Source organism: Citrobacter sp. S-77 (assembly GCF_963864895.1).
Classification (GTDB): Bacteria; Pseudomonadota; Gammaproteobacteria; order Enterobacterales; family Enterobacteriaceae; genus Citrobacter; species Citrobacter murliniae.
This window is the reverse complement of the sequence record NZ_CAWLWU010000002.1, coordinates 1,503,671-1,527,170: the sequence shown is the minus strand read 5'-3', so window position 1 is coordinate 1,527,170 and position 23,500 is coordinate 1,503,671. Positions and strand designations below refer to the sequence as shown.

General features: G+C 52.9%; 28 protein-coding genes and 2 pseudogenes. 2 read left to right on the top strand and 28 right to left on the bottom strand.

All coding sequences use genetic code 11. The annotated features are described in order from the left end of the window. Positions 1–311 precede the first annotated feature (311 nt). From AACS05_RS07860 to AACS05_RS07735, 26 genes and pseudogenes are all read right to left on the bottom strand, one after another. Positions 312–881: a DUF4376 domain-containing protein gene (locus AACS05_RS07860; protein WP_045441333.1), complete on the bottom strand. Its 570-nt coding sequence runs from the start codon at positions 879–881 to the stop codon at positions 312–314. 468 nt (positions 882–1,349) lie between these two features. Beyond that, positions 1,350–2,646: pseudogene (locus AACS05_RS07855) on the bottom strand (prophage tail fiber N-terminal domain-containing protein); the annotation flags it as partial. Between the two features lie 22 nt (positions 2,647–2,668). Next, the gene (locus tag AACS05_RS07850; protein ID WP_045441332.1) at positions 2,669–3,214 is read right to left on the bottom strand and encodes a tail fiber assembly protein; all 546 of its coding nucleotides are present in this window, start codon (positions 3,212–3,214) and stop codon (positions 2,669–2,671) included. Between the two features lie 2 nt (positions 3,215–3,216). Further along, positions 3,217–4,308, bottom strand: a complete 1,092-nt coding sequence (locus AACS05_RS07845) for a phage tail protein (protein WP_052369274.1) — start codon at positions 4,306–4,308, stop codon at positions 3,217–3,219. 2 nt (positions 4,309–4,310) lie between these two features. After that, entirely contained in the window at positions 4,311–4,865 is a 555-nt protein-coding gene (locus tag AACS05_RS07840; protein ID WP_045441331.1) for a phage tail protein I, read from the bottom strand. Continuing rightward, positions 4,865–5,773: a baseplate assembly protein gene (locus tag AACS05_RS07835; protein ID WP_045441330.1), complete on the bottom strand. Its 909-nt coding sequence runs from the start codon at positions 5,771–5,773 to the stop codon at positions 4,865–4,867. Before AACS05_RS07835 ends, AACS05_RS07840 begins: the two co-directional genes overlap by 1 nt. Further along, positions 5,757–6,110: a GPW/gp25 family protein gene (locus AACS05_RS07830; protein ID WP_045441329.1), complete on the bottom strand. Its 354-nt coding sequence runs from the start codon at positions 6,108–6,110 to the stop codon at positions 5,757–5,759. Before AACS05_RS07830 ends, AACS05_RS07835 begins: the two co-directional genes overlap by 17 nt. A 2-nt stretch (positions 6,111–6,112) precedes the next feature. After that, on the bottom strand, positions 6,113–7,231 hold the full coding sequence (locus tag AACS05_RS07825; RefSeq protein ID WP_045441328.1) for a contractile injection system protein, VgrG/Pvc8 family: 1,119 nt from the start codon (positions 7,229–7,231) through the stop codon (positions 6,113–6,115). Position 7,232: 1 nt separating this feature from the next. After that, the gene (locus AACS05_RS07820; RefSeq protein WP_045441327.1) at positions 7,233–7,448 is read right to left on the bottom strand and encodes a tail protein X; all 216 of its coding nucleotides are present in this window, start codon (positions 7,446–7,448) and stop codon (positions 7,233–7,235) included. After that, positions 7,423–7,905 (bottom strand): phage tail protein, encoded by a 483-nt coding sequence (locus AACS05_RS07815; protein ID WP_223306982.1) that lies wholly within the window; start codon positions 7,903–7,905, stop codon positions 7,423–7,425. Before AACS05_RS07815 ends, AACS05_RS07820 begins: the two co-directional genes overlap by 26 nt. Beyond that, positions 7,902–9,533: a hypothetical protein gene (locus AACS05_RS07810; RefSeq protein WP_045441325.1), complete on the bottom strand. Its 1,632-nt coding sequence runs from the start codon at positions 9,531–9,533 to the stop codon at positions 7,902–7,904. Before AACS05_RS07810 ends, AACS05_RS07815 begins: the two co-directional genes overlap by 4 nt. Before the next feature lie 102 nt (positions 9,534–9,635). Beyond that, entirely contained in the window at positions 9,636–9,935 is a 300-nt protein-coding gene (locus AACS05_RS07805) for a phage tail assembly protein (protein WP_045441324.1), read from the bottom strand. 53 nt (positions 9,936–9,988) lie between these two features. Further along, positions 9,989–10,495, bottom strand: a complete 507-nt coding sequence (locus tag AACS05_RS07800; protein WP_045441323.1) for a phage major tail tube protein — start codon at positions 10,493–10,495, stop codon at positions 9,989–9,991. After that, positions 10,492–11,961, bottom strand: coding sequence for a phage tail sheath C-terminal domain-containing protein (locus AACS05_RS07795; protein ID WP_045441322.1), 1,470 nt, complete (start codon positions 11,959–11,961; stop codon positions 10,492–10,494). Before AACS05_RS07795 ends, AACS05_RS07800 begins: the two co-directional genes overlap by 4 nt. A gap of 38 nt (positions 11,962–11,999) precedes the next feature. Beyond that, positions 12,000–12,620: a phage baseplate assembly protein V gene (locus AACS05_RS07790; protein ID WP_045441321.1), complete on the bottom strand. Its 621-nt coding sequence runs from the start codon at positions 12,618–12,620 to the stop codon at positions 12,000–12,002. Next, complete coding sequence (locus AACS05_RS07785) at positions 12,613–13,176, bottom strand: hypothetical protein (RefSeq protein ID WP_045441320.1); 564 nt, start codon at positions 13,174–13,176, stop codon at positions 12,613–12,615. Before AACS05_RS07785 ends, AACS05_RS07790 begins: the two co-directional genes overlap by 8 nt. 7 nt (positions 13,177–13,183) lie before the next feature. After that, on the bottom strand, positions 13,184–13,876 hold the full coding sequence (locus AACS05_RS07780) for a hypothetical protein (protein ID WP_045441319.1): 693 nt from the start codon (positions 13,874–13,876) through the stop codon (positions 13,184–13,186). Between the two features lie 21 nt (positions 13,877–13,897). Beyond that, positions 13,898–14,272: a head-tail joining protein gene (locus AACS05_RS07775; RefSeq protein ID WP_223306981.1), complete on the bottom strand. Its 375-nt coding sequence runs from the start codon at positions 14,270–14,272 to the stop codon at positions 13,898–13,900. Beyond that, positions 14,256–14,633: a DNA-packaging protein FI gene (gpFI, locus tag AACS05_RS07770; RefSeq protein WP_045441318.1), complete on the bottom strand. Its 378-nt coding sequence runs from the start codon at positions 14,631–14,633 to the stop codon at positions 14,256–14,258. Before gpFI ends, AACS05_RS07775 begins: the two co-directional genes overlap by 17 nt. A 52-nt stretch (positions 14,634–14,685) precedes the next feature. After that, on the bottom strand, positions 14,686–15,714 hold the full coding sequence (locus AACS05_RS07765; RefSeq protein ID WP_045441317.1) for a major capsid protein: 1,029 nt from the start codon (positions 15,712–15,714) through the stop codon (positions 14,686–14,688). Positions 15,715–15,784: 70 nt separating this feature from the next. Then, on the bottom strand, positions 15,785–16,123 hold the full coding sequence (locus AACS05_RS07760; protein ID WP_045441316.1) for a head decoration protein: 339 nt from the start codon (positions 16,121–16,123) through the stop codon (positions 15,785–15,787). A gap of 307 nt (positions 16,124–16,430) precedes the next feature. Continuing rightward, positions 16,431–17,777 (bottom strand): annotated as a pseudogene (locus AACS05_RS07755) (S49 family peptidase); the annotation flags it as partial. Continuing rightward, on the bottom strand, positions 17,767–19,290 hold the full coding sequence (locus AACS05_RS07750; protein WP_045449529.1) for a phage portal protein: 1,524 nt from the start codon (positions 19,288–19,290) through the stop codon (positions 17,767–17,769). The gene AACS05_RS07750 and the pseudogene AACS05_RS07755, both read right to left, overlap by 11 nt. A gap of 44 nt (positions 19,291–19,334) precedes the next feature. Beyond that, complete coding sequence (locus AACS05_RS07745; protein WP_000640654.1) at positions 19,335–19,544, bottom strand: phage head-tail joining protein; 210 nt, start codon at positions 19,542–19,544, stop codon at positions 19,335–19,337. A 3-nt stretch (positions 19,545–19,547) separates the two neighbouring features. Further along, a complete protein-coding gene (locus AACS05_RS07740; RefSeq protein WP_045441314.1) occupies positions 19,548–21,464 on the bottom strand; it encodes a phage terminase large subunit family protein in 1,917 nt (638 codons plus the stop codon). Next, positions 21,436–21,984: a terminase small subunit gene (locus tag AACS05_RS07735; RefSeq protein ID WP_045441313.1), complete on the bottom strand. Its 549-nt coding sequence runs from the start codon at positions 21,982–21,984 to the stop codon at positions 21,436–21,438. Before AACS05_RS07735 ends, AACS05_RS07740 begins: the two co-directional genes overlap by 29 nt. Before the next feature lie 384 nt (positions 21,985–22,368). Between AACS05_RS07735 and AACS05_RS07730 the strand changes: the two genes are divergently transcribed. Together AACS05_RS07730 and AACS05_RS07725 are read left to right on the top strand one after the other, a co-directional pair. Next, positions 22,369–22,560, top strand: coding sequence for a hypothetical protein (locus tag AACS05_RS07730; RefSeq protein WP_045441312.1), 192 nt, complete (start codon positions 22,369–22,371; stop codon positions 22,558–22,560). A gap of 210 nt (positions 22,561–22,770) precedes the next feature. Beyond that, on the top strand, positions 22,771–22,986 hold the full coding sequence (locus AACS05_RS07725; protein ID WP_045441311.1) for a hypothetical protein: 216 nt from the start codon (positions 22,771–22,773) through the stop codon (positions 22,984–22,986). A gap of 169 nt (positions 22,987–23,155) precedes the next feature. Here the strand turns inward: AACS05_RS07725 and AACS05_RS07720 are convergent, their stop codons facing one another. Continuing rightward, the gene (locus AACS05_RS07720) at positions 23,156–23,383 is read right to left on the bottom strand and encodes a hypothetical protein (RefSeq protein ID WP_045441310.1); all 228 of its coding nucleotides are present in this window, start codon (positions 23,381–23,383) and stop codon (positions 23,156–23,158) included. Between the two features lie 15 nt (positions 23,384–23,398). Further along, positions 23,399–23,500: M15 family metallopeptidase (locus AACS05_RS07715; RefSeq protein ID WP_045441309.1), on the bottom strand; the 102-nt coding region annotated here is incomplete at its 5' end.

Below are 23,500 nucleotides of genomic sequence, written 5' to 3'. Positions count from 1 at the left end.
AATGTTCATCTTTTCAGGCACAAACACCCTTTTTGCTACATTTTAATAATATGAACTCATAGTTTTTAAAATCGATAAAGATCGTCCAGGAGCGCATGAAATAAGGGATGAACGAGATCGATAAAAAACAGGATTAACAAACTTTAACAAACTTCACAGAGCACTTTTGCCCCATCCATGCCCCACAGCTAAATTCAGCTAACATTAGATGCCATCAACGTTGCAGGCATGTAATTTCACAATTTTTTCTGAGCCAGTTGACACACAATCCTGAACAGTGGCGGTGCGATCAAGAAGCCCAGAATTGACCACTAATTGCTGCTGATTGTCAGTTCTCTGATTGAGTGTAAATCATTCAAGCCATTCAGTTCTTCCTTCATTTCCCGTTGTCGCAGATAAATTTCATTGTTCCGATCCAGTTGCGCCTGGGCCATTACTGCTGCCAGTTCTTCAGCCAGGGCCATTGTCATGTGTGCCGGTTCGTTACTGGCATCATTCCAGACAAACGCATCGCGCGCATTTTCAGGCCGCATTGCCATTGTCACTGGAGACAAACGAGCCAGCGAGTCGTGTCCGGCATTCCATGTGCGACCACACCATTCAAATGTGAACGGCTGCGCCTCCTGCTTTATACGCCAGGCTTCGATTTCTTGGCGTTTTGCCTCTTTTGCTGACTCCAGCATTTCAGGCGTTACTGTGAACGGGGCTATTTCGCCCCATTTGCCGCTTTGCAGTTCCTGCCAGATTTTCTGGCCTGTCGATGCGGTATCGTCTGCCGTTGCCGTATATGGGAGCGTGTCCTCCATTCCCTCAAACAGCACATCGCAGTCAATCTCACCACCTTCAAGATAACGGGCGTTTTTAATTTCTTTTATATTCATTCGTACCTCACGCAATCCGAACAAATAAACCCACCAGGGCGCTTGTTTTATCACCTGTATTCATGGTGTTACCCGATAATGCTATAAATGTGCCCGCCTGCGGATAATTATTCGGCGTTACTACTGACAGTCGCGGCGTGGAAACATATGTACCTGTCGTGCTGTATGAGCCTGAAAGGGTAATCATGCCCAGCCGCGAGCCCGGGACAATATTCCCCCTAATCAATTTTCTGTTATTGTCATCATCGGATTCACCACAGTATGCAGCCATGATAAGCCCGCCAATTCCAGGACTCCCCCACAGATTACCGGTTGTGGAAGAAAGCATGTCCGTTATTCCAAGATACTGAAGCACTTCACTCCGCGAGTTCTGTCCTATCAGGACACGTCCGACCGCCGTCAGGTTTGCAAGCGCCAACACGTTTTTGTCACTGAAATAAGGCAGCTTATTCCCGGCAGTAACCAGCCCTGATAAAGACGTCAGGATTTCACTGAGCGGCTGTTTTCCCGCCAGCGCGTTGGTTATGGTGGTCGCAAACTCCGGGTCATTGCCGAGAGCGGCAGCCAGTTCGTTCAGTGTGTCCAGGGCTTCGGGGGATGAACCAACCAGCGCCGCTATCAGCGCCCGGACAAAAGCAGCAGTCGCTATTTCGCGGCCTTTCGCATTTAAATCTGGCGTTGGTGCGGTCGGCTCACCGACCAGCGCCGGGCTGTCGAGTGGCGCTTTTGTATTCGTCTCATCCATAACGATTTTGACAGCCTTTGGCGTGGCTGCCAGTTCTTCGCTGTCGCTGTCCGTGGCACTGCTTAACTGTACCAGGCCTTTTTGTGTCGTCGTGGCGTTAGTTGCATTCAGTCCATCAACTATCTGTTGCGCGCTGTCACGATAGCTTTTAGCCTCCTGCGCACTTTGTTCCGATGCCTGAGCATTTAGCTTCGACTGTCTGGCATTTTCAGCCGTCGCAATCCGGTCCTGTGCTGTAGCTTCAGCATTCTGCCGGGACTCCGCGGCAAATTGCTCTGCATCAGCACGGGCCGTAGTCGTGGCCTTTCTGTCCTCAGAGGTTTTCTGCGCATTCTGCTCTGCATTCTGCGCGTGCTGTTGTGCATTCTGCTCGCACTGTGCCGAATATTCAGCGCTGGCCTTTGACTCTGCGGCGCTGGATGCAGATTCTTCTGCAGCCTGTTGCGCCGCTCTCACTGCCTCTCCTGCATCCTGGACGCCCTGCTGCACCTGCCCGGCGTTCTGCGCAACTTCTGCGGCCAGTTTCTCGACTCGCAGCTTGTCACCAGCTACAGCATTCGCATTCTGCCGTGTCTCGTCTGCCAGGTTCTGACTGTCTTCTTTTGCCCGCTGCGCATCAGCGGCATGTTGACCTGCCTGTTGTTCACTTTCCGCAGCCGCCTGGGCGCTCTGCTGCGCCTGCGCCACCATTTCCTCAAACCGGGCAACCACATCAGGCTTTAAATCTCCCTCATCGAGGGCCGTCAGGAAGTCGTTCAGCGTACCGGGCTTTGAGTCGTAGTAAACCGAGATATCGCCAACGCAATACTCATAATCATCACTAATCCACTGTTTGAGATAAACGCAGTATTTACCAACCTGCGCCTCAAACGAATATTCCCCGTTATTTCCCGTCACCACATCAGCAATTGTGCGCATCACTACTTCTGATGTATTCACGCGGGATTTCAGAATAATATGGCATCCGGACATGGGGATGCCTGCGCCATCAATGAGCGCACCAGATATTTGTACAGCCATAAATTTCTCGTAGCGAATTAGTTCAGAAAGAAATTTCCGGGAATGCAGGCCACTGGATGGCACTATATGAGGCTTTATCAGCTACGATGCTAAAATCCATAGCCTGTAACGCCTTCGCGTAAACCCGGCAGGCTTTCAACCTCTCTTTATCTTCCTCACTGATTAAGCCCAGCAGCAGGTCTTTTTCCCATTCAGACGTTTTGCTACTGATTTTGCTCAGTAAAATATTCCGCTCATCTTCTGCTTTAAGGGCATAATCAAACGTGAATTCATCATTCCTGTAAAACCAGTACCCCGAAATATCAATCCGACGATTGGCTGTAATATCAGCAATTTCAATAACGCTCATACCTTTAGGATTAATCGCAGAAGCATCTTTCCCGACCCAGACCACCCGTCCGGTTTTGATATAGGCTACTTTAATTGTATCTGGTGCGAATTTTTTATGTTCTTCGTACCAGTTCTTCCCATCCTCAGAATACAACCAGGTAATACCTTCTTTTTTAGTTAGCTGGTATTGTTCTGGTGTTTTAGGATTCCCAATAGTGATATTTTTAAAATGCAACACGGTTAAACACTCCCTACATTGTACCAGGTCCCATTAACCAATTTCTGAATAGGACGCGCATAAGCCGCATCAGGACTGTCCGGCATTGGCCAGCGAACTGTATCTCCATCAAGTATTGCTGTTAATACGTGTCCATCCGGGGCTGTTAGTGACGCGTTCGAACCATTTGCTGATGGCCCCACCCAGACAACTGCCCCCAGGCGAATGTCCTGCACTCCCGTCCTGCCCTGCAGATAAGCAGAGAGCCAGCCTCCCCAGACCGGCCCGTAGATATTACCGTCTGTAGCAATCTTGGCTGCCCCGTTACCAGATAGAACTTCCCCTGTTGCATGGCAGTTCCCGTAAACAACCAGTGAGCGGAGGCTTTCATTGTTACCGTTGATGAATCGGAAAACATGTGCGCTATTGGCAAAAACATCAAGAATGCCGTCGCCTTGCTGTTTAAGGCCGGTGTCGTTATCGCCGATAGCTATTGAATTACCGCCGATGGCATTGTCGGTATTCACACCGAACGCCGATGTTTGCGGTAGTATCAACTTACCCGTCATGGTATCGCCGTCGCGCTGAACGGCATTGTTCGCTTTATCCACCGTGGGTTTTAGCCCAAGATGTTCAACAGCCTGCGGTTTATCCCTGACATCGCTCAGGTTTGCGGCCTGTCGCAGAAACAGCCCGTCCCCGGTCGACGCCTGCAGCGTAATCTGCGCACTTTCCGATACCGCCAGCCTGAACTGCAGTGTCACCGTCACGCCATTTTCCGGCTTCTCAATCGCCGCGCAGCTCCCGACCGCATACAGTTCATCGTTATCTGTCAGCAGCCCGGCCTCTCTGACGGTAAAATTCCCCACGCCTTCCGGCAGCGACAGATACGCAATAAACTGATTTTCCTGCTCCGGTGAGACCTCCAGTAACGATATCGTGCCGCGATACACCTCCCTGACCAGCGCCGTCTGTGCTGCATCCGGCGTCACCACCTGCCCGTTGCCATCACCCACAACAAATTTTTTTAAAACAACAGGATCACCTCCTGCTGCAGAAGCCGCTTCCAGTGCCTTACCCCTGTTTGTCAGAATGCTGTAATTTTTCGTGGCCACGCTTACTCTCCTGCCTCAATTACTACATCGGTATGCGCCGTCACTGCACCACCAACATAAAACGCGCTGTCTTTTCCGATATCTGTGTTCAGATCAATGGTGCTCAGGCCACTGCGTAGGTTTTTGGCCTTAACCACCAGTGCCCTGACACGGCTGTAAAGTACGCTGTCCGCCCCTTCCCGCAGAGTCAACTCCACCCGAAAGGTGTACGGTGCCTTTCTGGGCGTATCCTGCCACCACTCTTTAATCGTGGCCGGAACCCCTACCGCGCTCAGCGCACGCAGTACAGCGCCAGCCGTCCCACGGTGCTGATGCACATATGCCGCATCGCGCAGTACCTGCCGTTTCTGTTCTTCACCCCAGTCGTCCTGCCAGAAATCCACCGCAAATTCCCAGGCCAGCCACGGCAACAGATGCGACGGACAGGTGACGGGGTTCTTCACCTTTCTGACCATATCCGTATCAAGCGTCAGGATACTTTCTGTTGTGGCCTGCTCTTGTGCCCTTTCTGGCCTGATGGCAGAAGGCGGCAGAAGTGAATGAAACGTCTCCGTCATCACCACACCTCTCTGCGCGTCACATTAACGGCAGCACAACGGGGAGCCGTGCCGGTTGCCGGTTCGATATCAGTACGAGGACTGGTCAGAATAACTCGCGTCACTCCGGTCTGTTGCAGTGCGGCATAAATGGCAGATACCGGCACCATGCCATTAATCCGGTTTGCCAGTCGGGTATAAGACATAAGCGTGTTTTTCGCATTTTCCAGTACTTCGCCAGCATCCGGACCGTCCGGTATTTCAAGCTCTGCCGTCACAGAATAGTCATTAATAACGGCGCTCTTCACCGTCACAAAATCTGTCAGCGGGCGAATTTCATCGGCATTCAGTCGCGCACTGACCGCTTTCAGCAATGCCTCGCAGGCGGAGCCATTCCCCTCCCTCGACAGCACGTACACATCCACCTCCCCCGCGCGTCCATGGTCTTCCGGCCCGTAAGCATCGGCATCCAGCACATCCTCATCCGCCGAGCGGGCATGAAAGCGGTAGGCATTACGGGCACCCGCTGTATTCAGCTGTGACCAGGACAACTGAATACGTTCACGAAATGCCTCATCCTCTTCCATTACCGCATCTGTCGGCGGCACGGCGTCCGGATCTGCCGGAACGATCACCATCCGCTCAACATTAAACGCCGCCCCAATCTGGTCGAGATCAGCCTTCCTCGCACTGGCCAGAAAAACCGCCCGCACCGCATCATTCACTCGCTGAAAGGCCAGAGTGAGCTGCCAGGCAGTCACCTCCCCCTGTTTATACGTCGGGTCAGACTCCACAAGCGCATCAAACTCAGGATCCAGTTCACGCAGGCGCGCCAGCCAGGCACTGAAAATTGTCGATGCATCCGGCACCACAATCGCATCCGGCACGGGCAGGTCTGAAAGCGTGATCACGTCATAACTTCCGGCCATAAACCGCTATCCCTCCTGTTGTCACCGGGGTGTTGTTCTCCAGATTCGTGCCGCTGATATCCACCACGCACCCTGACTCATCCGCCGGAAACGTCACCGTGACCTTTGAGACTTTCAGGCGCGGCTCCCAGCGCGTCAGGGCCGTCGCCGTGGCGGCAATAATGCGCAGCCGCAACAGATCATCGCGGGGCGAATCAACCAGTTCAAAAAGATCGCTGCCGTAATCCCTGACCAGAACACGACTTCCGACAGGGGTATTCAGAATGTCACTGACAGACTGGCGCAGATGCGCCGTACCGGACAGGCGTTTTCCCGTCCGGCAATTCACACCATTCATGATTATTTTTTTCCTGATCCGGTACCAAAATAGTCCGGCCCTGTTTTATCGCCGGATTTTTTGTCTGATTTACTGGCACGTTTAATCTCAGCAACAAGATTAAACGTGAAGGAAAAGCCCGAAGAAGAAAGGGAAAATACCAGGGATTCCACCACCCACTGGCGGTCTTCCCGTTTGCCAAATCCGGATGTTATCACCCCGGACTCGGCTGTCATTGCAACAAATGGCGGGCGACAGGGGCCGCTCAGTGTCATTTTTCGGCTGTTGCGTTGCGCCTGCGTTTTTTTCGATTTTGCCTGTTGTTCTGCCGTCTCTTTTTCCGGCTGGGTGTATGGGTTAGTCACTGACGAACCGTCATGCTCCACAGTTGCCGTTTTCGTCCGCCCGTCAGCCTTATCAAAATAACGAACCGTGATTTTCTCTTTTTTCTCTCCGCCAGCGCCACCCGTTGAGCTACCGCGCTCACCTTCCTGATAATGCCAGGAGGACACTACCGATGGGGTCAGCGTGAGCGTTTTCAGAGCGTTTCCGGAAACCGTGGTTCCTGCCCCCTGCTCCAGAAACAACCAGTATCCCCCGGCGGGCTTACTGACGGCGTTATAGGTCCGTGCCAGACGGGAAAGCAGGCTGGCATCAGATTCTGCTATCTGATCCACATGCGTAATACGGATCCCCGCCAGCTTTTCCGCCACCCGGGCTTTCAGGCCATTTTCCGTGGCCACGGTTTTCACCAGGTCAGCCAGCGTGAGATTATCCCAGCTACGGGTTTTCTGATTCAGCACATCGCCGCGCTGTTTCCGAGCATTCATCGGGGCCGCTGTCGCATAGATCTCGATCCGACGCGGCGGGCCACTGCTGCTCACGCCACAGACCACAAACCAGCCCTTATCCACCAGCTTACCGTTAAACCCCAGTGCCACCCGTATACGCGCACCTTTTGTCGGCAATGGCAGTGTCCCGGACAACAACGTGATCTTCAGTTCATCCGATTTCGCCGTGGCGCCACCGTAATCGGTGAGTGCCAGTTCAACGAGAAACCGCTGAAGCACACGTGTAATATCCCGCCCTTCGGCTGTCACATGGTAAGCCGGGGCAAACTCAGATTTAGTCTGTTTCGCCATTTTAATCCCACAGGTTATACGGTGACGCAGTGACCTGTTGCACTGCGTCCGGCAAAATGATCCTTACCCCCGCCGGATAAACTGCGCCCTTATCTGCCAGCCCCTGATTCGCCTCGAGTACGCGGGTAACAGAGGCAGAAAGGTTTTCTGTGCCATAATGGGAAGCGCAAATCGCATCGAGCACATCCCCGTCACGGGTTGTCCAGATCGTCGGCATAATGTTTCATCTCCAGAGTCCATTTTTTATTACGGTGCCCACCTCCCGGTAAAAAGCGGTCAGTGGAATCAGAAAAACGCTCCACCACCCACCATCCCAGCACATCTCCTTCACCACTCACCAGCAGCAGGGGTTCAGCCCGATCTGCAATGTCATAAAGCGTGTCCACCGCCTCAGTGCCGGATTTCCCGAAAAAAGCATGGGACTCACCTTCAACGCGGACAGTGCGTCCATTTTTCCCGGTATACTGCAGCAGGCTTTGCTGACCAATACGGCCCTGTTCGCTCCATTTCCACGCCGCCTCACGCGCCAGCTGGTTATAGGCAGCGGTATCAACGGAAAACGCAAAATCACCGAGCATCATCATCACCCGGGCATCTGCTGCGCCACGGATGGCGCTGTTTCGCTGCTGAAAGTCATCTTCGCTGATGGCTCTTATTTGCCCTGCTATAGTCACCAGACGCTCCCCCCGTCCCATAGCGCGTTATTACCGTTAAACGCCGGGTTTGTTTTTGTCATCCCGGCAATCGCATCCGCGATGGCTTCCGGACTCTGCCCCGGCTGGGTATTCAGCATAAACTGGTAAGAGAATTTCCTGTTGTCAGTCAGCTGAGATGAGACGTATCCACTGTCAGGGTCGTTAAGCCCGTCGCGGATGCTGTTCCAGTAAGCAGAACTGCCCTCTTCTGGCTGAGGAAGGGAAAAACCGAACGTTGTTTCCGGCGTCAGGTATTTTTCAGTTGCCTTTTTAAAGACATCCCCGTCATGAAAAAAGCGCCCCTGTGACATGCTCCAGGCTTTTTTCACGTCATCCACAAAACCGGGATTATCCTTTAACAACTTTTCAAGCCACTCGCTCTGCCCGTTTTCCTCAGCAATACGTCTGGCCACATCCAGATTTCCCCACTTACCGAGGTATTCCAGCACATCACTCTGCGCCCCCTGCTCATCCAGTAACAGCCAGGACAGTTTTTTGGCCACCGCAAAAACCACTTTCCCGACCAGAATCACCCCTTCACCAAATTTCAGGGCTGCCGGGTACAGTGTGTGTTGCAGAAAATTGACGATTTTTGTGATCCCGCCGTTTTTGAACCACTGAGCAAGATCTGTCGCCGCCTGCCTGATAGTCGGGGACAATTCAGCACCAAGCTGCCCCGAAATTTCAGAGATAGCGGATGAAAAAACCGTTCGCAGATCGCTGAATGCCCTGTGCCCCTCCAGCGCCCCCTCAGTCCCCTGTTTTGTGACCAGGTTATAGCGCTGTTGCTCTTCCATCAGCGCCTGAAAACTTTTGCCCGAACGTTTGATCAGCATCAGCAGCTTGCTGGCCTCCCCCCCAAACAATGAATCCAGCGCAAAGGAGGCTTTCGACTCATCATCAAGCGCCAGCGCCCGATCAATGATTTTTTCAAACTGCGCCATATCGCTCAGTCCGGCGAGATCACCCGCCTCAAAACCCAGCGTTTCAAACGCATCATTGAGCGAGTTCTGTTTGCCGGTCTGCTTATACTCACCGGACTTATGCAGATACTCCTCAAACAGATCGCCAATGTGGTCACCGGTCATGTCGTACTGCTTTGCCAGCGCGTCCCAGTTCATGTAGGTCTGCGCATCCACACCATAAGCCGTCGCCTTCCCGACCGTTTCGGCCATTTCAGCGTTTGCCGCTGCCGGGGCAATCAATGCCCCCAGCGCGGAGGTCACCACCCCACCGCCCATGGCCAGACCTGCATTCCAGGCAAATTTACCCGTCCCGGCCACCAGGCTTTTTCCTTTGCCCATAAAGCGCCCGAGCGTTTCCCTCCGCTCGAGGCTCTTGTTCAGTTTTTTCTGGGCAGCGTCTGCTTTCTTTATTTCAGCCGTGAGGCGTGCGTATTCATCCTCCATCGACTTAAAACGCTTCCCTGCCAGCGCCGCCCGCTTCATTTCTGCCGTCAGTTCCGCCTGCTCCTTACGCAAACGCGCAGCCTGCTGCTCCACATCCTGTAAATTCTTGCGCAGATCTGTTGCCGAGCGACGCCATGAGCTGTCAAGTTTGCCCCCGAATGACACGGTGGCCTTAAGGTTCTGGCTTACGCTTCCCACGTTTCATTGCCTCCACTTCATCCAGCAGAAAAACCGTAAACATGCCAAACGGCATGGACAGATAATCAGAAAGAGGAAAATGCAGCCGCCGCCCGAGAAACCTTAAGCCTCTGATGATTTCGGCTTCGGTCGCTTCCCGGGTGGCAGCATAAAAACGTTAAAGGCATCCGTCAGCTGAGCATAATCCGCCGCCGTCAGTAGCCAGATATCCTGCTCACTGAGGTTGCAGAGCTGCGCAATCATGCGAGCCTCTTTTTCTTCCTCTGTGCCACGGTCTTTGGTGAAGGCAATGCGATCGCGCACCAGCGGTTCACGCATGGTGATCTGTTCCAGCACGGCCCCCCCGTCCAGGGTGACAGGGGTGTACAGTGTGATGGTGCGGGTTTCTCCCGGAATGTTCATAATCGGCTCCATAAAAAAACGGCCCGCAGGCCGTGATAAGTAAAACGAAAAAATCAGAGGCGCACTTTTGCCGACAGTCCGGCCAGAACGTTCACACCGTTGATCCGGCGTTCAAAGCGCTCGGTATCAATCATGATGAGCTCCATGCCCTCGAGCGTCTGGCGGTAGTAACTGACCGCGATGTCCACTGTGATGGCATTTTCCGACAGATTGCTGTTGCCCCGTGCATCCGGCGTCACCGTCATCACGAAGCCTTCGATTTCTTCGGTCGTCCCCATGGCTCTGCCGTTCGCCAGATACCCCTGATAGGCCGTAAATCGCGAACGGTTGCCACTCACAAACCCGAAGCTGGACAGCATATCCGTATCCAGACCATAAAACTTAATCTGACAGGTCAGCGCTTCCATACCATCATCAACCGGGGTTGGCGCATCCTGCGCACCCGTTCGTAAATCCGTTTTGACAATGGACAGCGTTGGTGGGGTGAATTCATGCGCCCCCTGAATGCGGATCCCCTGGCGGAAAAAAGTCCAGGCCCGTAATGTGTTTTTACTGCTCATGTTGCCGTCATCTCCTTAATACCGTATTCGTTGTTGACGCTCACCCGCATGCTGATCAGCTCCGTCGGCGATTTGGGGCCGAAGTCATAGTTGATGTACAGTTCACCGGCTGCCAGCGTTTCAGCGGTATTCAGCTCCGGATCCAGCCAGGCCCGTCCGCCAAAAATCGCCCCCTCTGCGACCAGTCGGCGCATATAGGCATTCACCGACCCGATAATGTCGTCCGCATTCTGGCGATCGAGCGGACGGTCGACATAGCCCAGCATCGCTTCCTGAATGCTGTCTTCAATCACATCGGCGGTACGACGAACGGACTCAAAATGCCACTGAGGATGGGACGAACACAGACGGTTGCCCCAGTGTTTAAATCCAGCCCGGCGGATAAGGGTGGAGACGTTCTGCATATTGAGCAGGTTGGCATCGCAGTTACGCTCACCGAGGATAAATTCATCCACCTGCTCCACACCCAGGATGTTGTAAACCTCCTGGTTCGATTTGCTCCACCACCACCCTTTTTCGTAGTCAATACGGGCACGCAGCCCGGCAGCAAAGGCCGAATACGGGCGGTACACCAGCTGGCCGTCTGCGTTGCTGACCTGTACACGCGGGCGCAGTAATTCAGTCCTGGCACCGTAGGACTGGCGGCGCTGTACCACTTTCTGCAGTGTTGCGCCTGCCGCACAGTCCACATACGCCACCGCACGCAGTTTTCCGGCCACGGTTTCCAGCGCCTTACCCACCGCATCGTCTTCACTGAATCCCGGCGCGATCACGATGCGCGGCTGATACGTGGTCACCGATTTTGCCGACGACAACATGCTGATCCCGGCAAGAATGGCAGCCCGCTGCTCTTCCGGCTTCGTTTTTTCCTCCACCCGGACAATCACCGACAGGGCATTACGCTGATTGTTAATCTCTGTCAGCGCCTGTTTCAGTGTCCCGGCGTTGCCCAGACGCGAAAGCGCGGTTGTACCTGCCATCGCCACCGGTGTATTCAGCGGGAATGGCTCATCCTCTCCGCCACTCAGCGTGCCGGAAAACGGCGACACCATGCCGTCACCGCTGCCGGTGGCATTAACCCCGACTCCGGACGCACCATTGACTGCCGTCACGACATCGCTGACAGTGGCATTACCCGCCCCGTCTTCACCGCATCCCAGCGTAATCAACAGACTTCCGTTTTCCCATTTTGCTGACGTGGGAACCGCGCCCGCGCTTTTTTCTTTTGCTGACGGCTGTGCAGATTCCGCAATAATCCTGATAGTGTTTCCTGCCCGTCCACCGCTCTTTGCGGTAAATGTCAGCTCGTTACCCAGCAGCGGTGTCCCCGCTGTCAGTGTTGCTGTCACAGCCCCGGCAGCCTCCGGTGCTGTTCCCACCACACCAATAATGGCTGTCTCAATTGTGGTTACTGCCACCGTGCCAGCCGTCAACTCGATGGTTTCCACACCATGTAATTGTCCCATTTGCGTTCTCCGGACATAAAAAAACCTGCCGCAGCAGGTCACATTTTCTGATTCGGTTTTTTCGTGGTTCCGCCACTGTCGCCGGGGTGATCATGGTTATTAAAGGTTTCCCGGATCCGGCTCATGCTGCCGGTTTTATCCGTAATCTCCTCTGACGCACCAATATTCCCTTTCACCTTCGTATCCGCATTAATCTGCGTTTCCCCCTGCACGGTCAGGGTATCGGTGATTTCAACCGGGCCATCAAGCGTACCCTTGCCAACGATCCTGTAGGTGCCGGAACCGACCAGCGTAATTGTCAGGGCATGAGCCTCTCTGTCATAACGGATCTCCGTACCATCGCCATACCGGGTGATATGCTCACTGTCGCGGCCCTCCGGCACCGGCACTGCCCCAGTATTCCAGCCAGGAAAAACGCGACCGTTATTCAGTTCCCCGGCTTCTGACAGCACAGTGACCGCATCCCCCACGGAAAACGGCTCGAAATCAGCGCGATTTTTTCCGGCAAATCCCTGACACAACGGCAGCCAGGTGGTCACAATATCCCCCAGATCCACCCGGCATTCTGGAAAACCGCCTTCCAGTCGCACCGAGTGGATCACCCCACGCCGGACCATATTTGCCAGGCGGCGCTGCAAATCCCCCAGAATTTCACTCACGCGGCGCTCCCTCAAAAATCAGGCGGTAATCGTCCACATGCTGCTGCCCGATCTGCGGTGCCACGCCAAGCCATACGCGCTGTAACGGCAGGTTATCCGTGGCAAAGGGATCCACACCAAATGTGACCGTCTGGTTAAATGAAATCTGCCAGACCAGGTAATCATCCAGACGCGGATCGGTTTCATCCGCATCCGCAGAAATAAAAACGGCAGGCTCCACGTTTTCGAGGCCAAACGTCTGCCCGTCGATCCAGTGCGTCAGATCGGCTGCCGCCGCACGGATAAAAACATCCGGCTTTGCTGCTATCACCGTTTTTTCTTCCTCCGGCTCTCCGGCACGGTCAACCAGCACCCACAACGCGGCAGACAACACCACCGTCATCTGTCCGTCTGTATTGCTTTTCGCATCCCAGCCTTCCACGGCGAGGAAAACTGCCGGAGTAACCAGCTGCGTAACCCGTTCAGGATAGGTGTCCGCATCTTTTATCCATTTGAGTTTTTTCAGGGCATCCAGCACTGCGGCATGCCAGGACGCCATGCATAATGGTTCAGCCATTGCTTCCTCAAGCTTTTTTCACTGGCGCAACGGTAATGCCGTATTTCGCGCGGCGCCGGATATCGGACTCAAACTCTTTTATAAAAATCTCCAGACAGTCCGCAAAGGCCACATCCTCCACGTAATCCATCGTGCGGGCGTAAATGTTGGCCTCAGCCTCACGAACACGTCCGCTTTCCGGATTTTTGATGATGACCGTTCGCCGGTTCTCTTTACGGCTGCGTATCACCAGGCCGTTTTCATACGCGGTGGGCGATAAAAATGAACCATTAGGCTCAAAAACCGGATCGCTGGCTTTGCGGCGGCGACGCCTGACGCGTTCAGCCTTAATAAACCGTCCGGTTACCGGATCACGAAGGTCATGATGACGAACACGTCGCCCACGAATGCGCCCGCGCAAATCCTTTATTTTTATCGCATTAAGGCCAAACCAGAAGCGGGCTTCATCCATTGCATTACCACGGGTAATGCGACTGGAAAAAAGACGCTTGCGCAGCATGTCCATTTTGCGGGGAGCCAGACCGGTTTTCAGCTCTGCCAGCGCCTTCATGCGCATTTTGGATGCGGTACGCTTAAGTGCCCGGGAATATGACAGACGAAACTGATGCTGCGTCGCGCCGACCTGCGCCACAATATCCCGCAATTCATCGACATCGATATCAAACAACAGATTTCGCCGGATGCGTGATGCCCGCGCCATTGTGATATCCCCTTATACAGTTTACTTTTTACTCCATCCGTCAATAACCGGCAGTGACGTACCAGGCTCACCACGCGCCAGTGTCAGATAACAGAAACCATTGTCGTCCGGGCCAATACTGACCACCCAGTAAACAACACCATCGCACTCAACCCGGCTTTTCTTTGATACGCCTGCGATATCACGTGTGCGAACAAACAGTCGTGGAGCCACATCATGAAACCTCCCTCCTCCTTTTTTCAGGAGAACATCAGACTCAGTCTCATCCAGTACCCCCCGGATATGGACAGAACGCCCACCGGCCTGAATATGAAACTCGCGCCCCATCGCCCTGAGTATCGCGTGATCGGCTTTCGCCATTGCCCGGTCAAAATCATTATCAGGCATCGGCAGCATGGCAAACCTCTGCCACTCCGGCAGCAATTACGCTGGCAAGGCGATGAGACTCCAGACAGACAACCTGACCTGCAAGAGCAAATTCCACCCGGCGGGTACCGTGCTCATCAAAAGCACAAAGGTGAGCTGTCACTTTCATTCGCACATGAACCCGGTCAGTCGCATTTTGCGTAACTCTCTCTGTTTTTTGGGCTTCTGAAACTTCGTCAGAAATATCATCAGTCTGATGAATACATTCTGCTTCTTCTTCCCATTCCGCCAGACGCTGCTCAAGATCAGCCTTTGAACCGGAAATATCCGCTCCACGCCCCAGAATCGCCGCCAGCGCCTGCAGGCGTTCCGTCATCTGCTCTTTTGTCATTGCGCATACCCTCTGAACATAAAGAAAAAGGCGGGAATATCCCGCCCTCGCCTTATTTAACCTGCACCACCACAAACGCATCCGGATCAGGTAATACCATCAGCGGTGCCGACTGTGTCATCGTGAATTCACAACCCGGGTCCCCCACTTCCAGCCAGTGTTTGGGATAACGGGTTGCCGAAGTAATCCCTTCACTCAGTGCCTGGCTGTCCTGAATGGCACCATAACAACGAACCCCCTCCGCCTGCGTGTTGCCCAGAATCAATGTGCCTTCCGGCAGATAACGCTGCTCATCGCCGTTTTCATCGACATAAGTCGTCTTTGCCACCATGATGGCCAGATCGCCGTAGTAACCTTTAAAGGAGACCACAGAACCCAGGTCTTTCACGGCGGTTTCCAGTTCCGATTTGGAGCCGCGACGAGTATCCAGTTTCTCACGGAACAGTTTAAAACCGTTCAGCAGACGCCAGACCGTGCCATCCATAATGGCGATATTGATGGTTCCCGATGCAAAATCGCAGTACGCATCCAGATCATGCGTCGGATCAAAGGTGTCAACATTCTGCTGTGACCATTCCTTCCCACCCGCCTGCGTAATGTTATTTGCAGCGGAGCGACCAAAATCCACTTCCACCGTCTCAAACTGTTCACCGCTCATGGTGTACTTACCCTGCAGAACGGCACTGACCGCCTGCATTTCTTCCACCTGCACAATGGCCTGCTCTTCTTGTTTCAGGTTATCGGTCAGAATACGCAGACGACGGTAGGACGGATCATTAAGGCGAGCCGGATCTTCTCCCGGAAGGCGTTCAACCGCCTGCTGATAATCAAAGCGGTGTTTCGGTTTCACGTAACCGGGTCGCAACACGCGCGTTTCACCACCACGACTGCGCAGCACTTTACCTGACACAATCGGAGACACATACGCCGCAACCGGCGTTTTTCCGGTGATTTTATCCAGCATCACTTCCTGAGTATGGAATGTGATTGTGCGACGAAAAAACAGCTCAAGGAACAATGCACGAAATTTCACCTTCTGCTCGGTGTAACCGAGCAACTGGCGTGTGGTAAATAACCCCATAATTTCTCTATCCTTTAAAAACACAAACGGGCCGCATCGCGACCCGTTTTTTCAGTCAATCACTTCACCATCAGGCCTGGCTGATGGCACTTCCCACAAACGCGTTTGCTTTTTTCACTGCATCTACCGACGCGGGCCATACCAGTGATTCTGTGGCAAACGTACCGCTTTTGTAATACGTCAGCGTGGGCTCTGTTCCGGCAAGTGCCAGCGCCAGCACACCCACTGCCGTTCCGGCTTTCTGACCGTCCCATACGACCAGTTTACCGCTGGCATCATCGAGCATCAGCGGTGTCAGTACTGGTGTGGCGGCACTGATACCACAGCTGGCTGTTGCGGTATACGCCGGATCGCTTCCGGCAAAAATGCGGACATCCGCACGTTTTTCTGTTGTAGTTTTAATGGTCATAACCCGACTCCTAGTTTATTAAAATAACCGCAGCTGCTTACGGCAGACTCAGCAACAGATTTTCTTCCTCAGTGCTGGCTGAACCACCACCAGAGACTACAGGACAAGAATGCTGCGCCATAAAACGGTCAAAAAGATTTTCCTGTGACGGTTGCGATGACGCGGGAGCTGCTGCCAGCAACGTTTTCGCCTGCTCAACCGTCATTCCCGGCTGACCGGCCAGTGCCTGCGCCAGTTGTTCGCGCCCTTTCGCCTCCGGCAGCGCCATAATCTCATCGCCTGTGCTGACTGCCCCGGCAGCAGGCGCCGCCGCCAGCAACCTTTTCGCCTGTTCTACCGTTATTCCCGGCTGGCCTGCCAGCGCCTGTGCCAGTTGTTCGCGCCCTTTTGCTTCCGGCAGCGTCATAATCTCATCGCCTGTGCTGGCTGCACCGCCATCAGGGGCTGCCGCCAGAAACGCTTTCGCCTGTTCTACCGTTATTCCCGGCTGGCCTGCCAGCATCTGCGCCAGCTGTTCACGCCCCTTTGCTTCCGGTAGCGCCATAATCTGCTCACCCATGCTGTCAGTACCGGCAATCGGCGCTGCCGCCAGCAACGTTTTCGCCTGCTCAACCGACATTCCTGGTTGCCCTGCCAGCATCTGCGCCAGTTGTTCGCGTCCTTTGGCCTCCTGACAATTCAGGATCCCCATCACACGCTGATTTTCCTGGGCCACCGCTTCAGCAACGGTGAGATTTTTAACGGTCATTGCATTCTCCTTTGTAACAGAGTCATTCAGTGCAGAAACCATCGTATCGACAGCATCTGCAGCGTTAATTAACTGGTCAGCCAGCCCGATATCTATTCCGGCCTGGCCGTCATAAACGGCGGCTTCAGTTTTCATTACCGCCTCAGCACTCAGCCCCGTATAAAGCGCCACCTTGTCGACAAACATCTGACGGGCCTCATCAATACGGCGCTGAAAATCTGCACGCACACCTGCCGGTAATGCCTGAATACTGTTGCCGTCAACCTTGTGCTGCCCGGAATAAATCAGCGTGATATCCACCCCTTCCTGTGCCAGTTGCTTCTCGTAACTGGTATGCGCCATCATCACGCCAATCGAACCAATTTTTGCCGTCTGCGTGACCAGTCGACGCGTACAGGCTGCCGCCAGCAACATGGCGGCTGAACAGGCCATGTCATTACACAACGCCCACACGGGCTTCTGTTCCCGTAGACGGTAAATCATGTCAGCACAGTCAAACGCCCCGGCAGCCTGACCACCCGGACTGTCGATATCCAGCAAAATGCCGCGTACATCCGGATCATTCACCGCCATCTGAAGGCGGGCCGTCAGGCCGTCATAGCCGGTCATGCCGGAAAAAGGTCGCAGGGTGCCCAGTTTATGGACCAGCGTCCCACTGACAGGCAGAATGGCGATGCCATTTTTCACCTGGTAATTTTTTGCCGGACGCTGGCCATCTGCCATATAGTCCGTCACCGCCAGTTGCATTCCGCTCGCATCGAGCTGAACGTTCTGCTGCGGAACGGCAAGGCTGCCCGCCCCAATCTCCTTACCCAGCGCGCAAAAGAAAACCCGCGCATAGGCGGGTTCCAGTAAAAGCGGCTCATTAAATGCCATTGCGGCAACATGCGATAAATTACGGCGCATCGCCTTTTTCTCCCGTTGTCTGTCGGATCTGCTGCTGAAACGTGTCCTTTATCCAGATGGGGCGCGGCAAACCAGCGGCCTGTCGCTCCTGACTTTCCCGCAACTGCTGACGGAAAATCTCCTGGTAATCGTCCCCCATCAACGCCAGCTCCTTCTCATAAGTGCTCAGGCCACCTTCAATACGCATTACCGCTTCCTGCACTTCCTTGAGGCCATCAATTGCCATGCGACCGGCACCGATCCACTCGGCACGGCACCATCCGGAACGGGCCTCCCAGAATGAGAAACGGGATTTTGGCGGACGTATCACCCCACGGATCAGCGCCTCCTCCAGCCAGCAGGCAAACATCTGTGACGCCAGGCGGCTGGCCACAAATTTTCGTTTCCCCATAAAATACCGCCACGACTCATTGGCTGACGCCCTGGCACTGGAATAACTGACCTGAGAGTAGTCACGGGAAAGCTGCTCATACGACACACCAAGCCCGGCGGCAATGTAACGTAACAGCGCTTTTTCCAGTTCAGAGAAACCATTATCCGCATTCTGTGCAGTCTGCAGATTCAGTGAATCCCCCGGGTAAAGATGCGGTATACGCACACCGCCAAGCTTAATTTTGTTGGCAGCGTAATAACGCGCATAACCTTTCATGATGGTATTCAGCGGGTTTTTACCGCCTTCACCCACACCGGCGATATATTCAAATGCTTTTTCTGAATCCAGCGTGGATTCAATTGTTGCGGCATACATCGCCCGCACCACCGCCGACTGCAATTGCGTGGCCTGCAACGTATCCAGCATCTTGAGACGTTCCATTACGGAATAAAACTGGTTGGCGCCGCGCGTCTGTCCGTCTTCCTGTGGCTGGAACACATGAATCATCCCCGGTCGCCCGGAGGGCAGTGTGGCCTGAATCCGCGTCCATTTGCTGACGCTGTAGCCGGGCCAGTCATCATCCTGAACATGGTAAGCCAGCGCCTTTCCGTGCCGGTTGATTTCCACTCCGGCACGCATAAAACGCTCGCCGATACCATTTCCGGGTGAGTTCACCCGCTTCGGGCTGACGGTTTTGAATTTCGTTCTGAATAACGTAGTGGATTCAGCGTCCCACACAGGCTGAACAAAAATTTCACCGTTAAAAGTATGGACACCCACGCCTTCACGTATAAATTCGGTAAATGAGCGCCGACCTTCCACATCCATCGTGCCAAATGTTGGATCACAGTACTCCATCCAGGCGGCCTCAACATCCTCGATAAAGGCATGCGAATCCGCTTCAGACATCCCCAACCATCGCCAGTTGGGGCGGTAACTCAGACGGAACATATGGCCAACGATATGGTCCTTATGGATCTCCACCGCGTTAGCAGCAATCCCGTTATTACGGACCAGATCATCCGCCCTGGCATTCCCCAGTTGAATGGAAGGTAACAGCGCCACATCGGCACTTTCCGGTGCAGGCAGCCATTCCGCAAGCTGTCCGCCAAATCCGGTACCACCACCGGAATATCCCATACTCTGCCGCAGGGGCTTCCCATGCAGATCCACCAGTTCTCCGCTCACAGCCCCACTCCTGCCGGGCCGCGACGCCGTCCAGATACGCCCAACGCACTTTCCAGCTCTTCAATATATTGTCGTAGTTCACCGATGGTTGCCCGCGAATACTGAACCTGTCTGCCATCCTTGCTGACGGAAACCACAGCACGCCCGATCATCAGTTCATGTAACGCCCGCCGGGCATCACAAAGCATCTCATGCGTATAAATCATCACTTATCCTCCACTCAGTGCAGCCGCGATTTCTTCCAGACTCATCTCATCGTCGGCCTGCTCATCTCTTCTGGCCTTCGCCAGTTCTTCAAGATCCAGCTGCCAGCGCTGTACTGACACACGCAGGGCAGCATAGGCATAAACCAGACAGTCCAGCGCCTCGTTGCGCCGTTTTTTAGCGTCCCACTGAAGTTTCACTCGTCCGTTAACCACCTTTTCGACCAGTTCTTCCGCCACCAGCTGCTTCGCCTCAACATCAGAAAAAACATCAGGGTTATCCGGAAAATGGAAGGTATAGGGTGAGGGTTCGCTGACAGAGACCACCGGAAGGGCAAAACGGGCATACAGCATTTCTTTAACAGTGTCAGAGCCCACCTCACACAAAAACACCCCGCGCTGATTTCGCTTTTTGGGCATGGTGATCACCGGTTTGCCATACACTGAAGCCCCTTTTATGGGGAGCACAAAAAAGGTGCCGTGCTTTCTGGAGCGCTTGTACACAATGTCCTGATCAATACCGCCGGTATCCCAGCAGACGCGGGAAATGGACATTTCCGTGCCATCAGCATGGCGGTATTTTTTTCTGATCACCGCATCGACACGCTTGAGAGTATCTTCATCCTCCGGTCGCCCCATGATGATCTGCTTATCCACCAGAAAGGCCTCTTCACCAGGTGCCCAGCCCCAGACATAGATTTCATAGCGGTTTTTCTGGGAGTCGATCCCGGCAGTCAGGTAAACCACCCGCATGGGAACCGGCGCACCGTAATGGCAGATTTTTTCCAGCAGCAGCTCAAAACTCAGCTTTTCAGCCACCGCTTCTTCATACGGCTCGCCTAGCGTAGTATTAATGAATGTTTTAACGCCGTTAGGATCCTTCAGCGCATCCAGCCAGTCGTAAACAATCTGCGCCCAGGTGGTAAATGGGCTATAGGCCGTCCACACGTGATATGTGATTGAACGCGGCGGCGGCATTTCCTCATCACTGGCGCTGTAAAATGCCAGACCGTCACGCGTCCACATTCCGGTGTTGTCACAAATCCAGCGCCCATCTGTCTGATCCAGCTCTGACTGGCGGATCACACAGCCGCTGTGTTCACACAGGTAGTACACCGTTTCCGGCTTGCCCTTCTCCCATTTCAGACCAAACGGCGTGGCATCGTCGCCAAACTTCAGATACTGGGCCTCCCCGCAATGAGGGCAAGGCACATAAAAACGCATGAAGTGCGCAGATTCATTCGCGGCCTTTTCAATCTGACAGGAGCCTTTAATTTTTGGTGTTGAACCGCGTATGGATTTAGGCCATACCGAACCTTCGATACGTTTATCGCCAAGCAGTGTCGGCGAACCTTCTTTTTCCACATCCGGTTCAAACGAGGAGAGTTCGTCATAGCAGACCACATCCACAGATTTTTCACGGTAGTTTTTGGCAGCAGCACCGCCCAGGCACCAGAAACCGACGCCCGAAGAAAAACGTTTCAGGGTGAGCGTATTGTCGCGGTGCTTCCTCCCAAACCATGGCGCCAGCTCCAGCAATACAGGAACATCCCTTATCGTTGGTTCAACATGGGATTTCATAAAATCTTCGGCTGCAGAATCTGTTGGCTGAAAAAGCAGACTGTTACGGGATTTATGCTCAATAAAATAAGCTTCCACCCCCAGGAGCATTTTGGTGTAACCAACGCGTGCCGATTTAATCAGATTAACAGTGCGGATCCGGTCATTCCCCATGCTGTTCATGATGGCGACCTGAAACGGCAGTGTTTCCCATTGCCCTGGTGTGTATGAAGATTCTTTCGGCAGATAATAGTGCCGATCAGCCCACTGAACTGTTGTCAGGGGAACCGGAATGTTGAGAGATAAAAGGCCTGTAGCTATCGCACCAGCTGCATTAGCCGCCTTCTGTGCGTCTGAAATCATCGATCCACCTGCCCACGTTTTCACCGGCTTTAGCTGCAACATTGGAGGCTTTCGCGATTTCAGTTTTCACCACATCAAGGTGCGCTGGTGATACATCCGGATATTTCCGTTGTAATGTCAACGGTACACGAACAAGGATCCCCGATATCTCCTGTGCCACACGTTGCAGAATGTAGGTAAACAGTTCCGTTTCCAGCACCTGACTTTCTTCACGGGCATTTTTCAGTTCCTGTGCATCGGCCTGCGCTTTGGTGAGACGATAGCGCTCGTATTCGATAGTGCCAGGTTGTAATTCAGATTCCGCCGCCGCTCGTAAATCTGCATTTTCCTGGCGGAGTTTTTCATTCTCGATATCTTTTTCCCGCTGAGCGTACCACTCAATTGCTTCTGCAGAATTGAACATGGCCTCAACGCCTTTACCTCCCCCCGACAAAACCTTCAGCCCCTGACTTTGCCAGGCGGTGATTGTTCTGACATCCCGTTCAAAAATCTCCGCAAGTTTCTTTTTGTTAACCTTCACAACACAAATTCCTCACAAAAATAAGAAAGGATCTCAAAACGCCTTTTTTAGCGAAAAATCACCGATACCAGATCCTTTCTTTTTTTAAAGAAAATATTGTTAAACAACAAGTTAGACAGAAGAAGAACGGATCTGATTTTCCCCGAAAAATTTTCATAAATAGCGCGTTTTTGCGCGTCTGCCGCCCCTCGGTGTTTCAGATTTCAGGAAGGACCCGTGAAAATAAGAGTAATTCTCGTTAGTCATGTGCCTTTCCGAGGTAACTACAAATCACAAAGTGATTATTGTTTTCGATGTATTTGCGGAGAGCGTTAAAGATGAGAAGTGACTTCAAGTACTCTAAAAGCCACGTAAAACTTTTCAATTAAAATACGAGGTGTTTTTATGAAAAAACAAGAGATAATTCCTTATATGTTAAAAGTAATGAATGAAAAAGGAAAAGTTGCTTTCCAGCCAGCATGGTTCCCTGAGAACGATAATCATGAAGAAACTTTCGATTCTCTTTGCGATTTATACCATGAAGGGAAAATCACAATGGAAGGAGGTTATTACTTCGATCTAATTTTTATCCTGTAATCTGACCATCAAAAAGTATTAGCGCAGCCCCTCATTGAAGGGCTGCTGTAATGCTGCTAATGAAACTCATCTTTGTTGTTTACTGTTTGAATATCCTGGTTTTTATGTGTTTTATCCCTTGTTAAAATATAACCTCAGCCCTCCAGTGATTGGACACTGGATGAACAGTGAAAAAGGGCCTTGGCTGACGAGCCCACACAAGGAATGACAATGACAATGACAACCTTTAACATAAACGTAAATGTGACAACAAAGGTAGATACCTTTGCCGACGTGGCTTCTGAAATCTCCCGTCTAAAAGTTACGATTGGAATATTATTGGCTAAACTACCACCAAAGCAGCGTGATGAATTTATTGCTGACCTGAAAGGACTCGGGCTGAATGAAGAGGCCAGCTTATATAGCAACTTCAATCCCAAGGTATAAGTTGAATAAATCGGGGGGAATTCCCCCCTTTTTTACCTTGTGTACGTAATCTTTCCTTTTAAGGAAAGCGCTCCTGCATCATCTAGTACTTTCTCAGGTTTTTTATTAAGAAGTTTTGATAATTTTGACTTCATGGCGAGATTAAAAGCCTTTGGAAAAATAAACATATTTACTCCTGAATAAATATCGGGGAATGGTTTGCGCTAGATTTATCTACCCCACCTACACACCGCCGAACGCCATCAATAAGCTGGCAGACCTGAGAAGCGATATCGAAAAGCTGACGCGCCTTATCCAGGCTGACACAGCCCACCAACAAAAAAGGCACCAGTATCGATACCAGTGCCCATCTTGCTGCCGCGCGTGGCGTTCGGTGTGTCCAGTGCTTTCGCTTCATATCACCACCAGCACACTAACGTTTTAACTGAAAATGAGGTCCGTCTTTCAGCGTGCGCCAGTCTCCACCCCATTCAATGGGTGTTCCCAGCTCTGCTGCAGCTTGCTTAAATGCCCA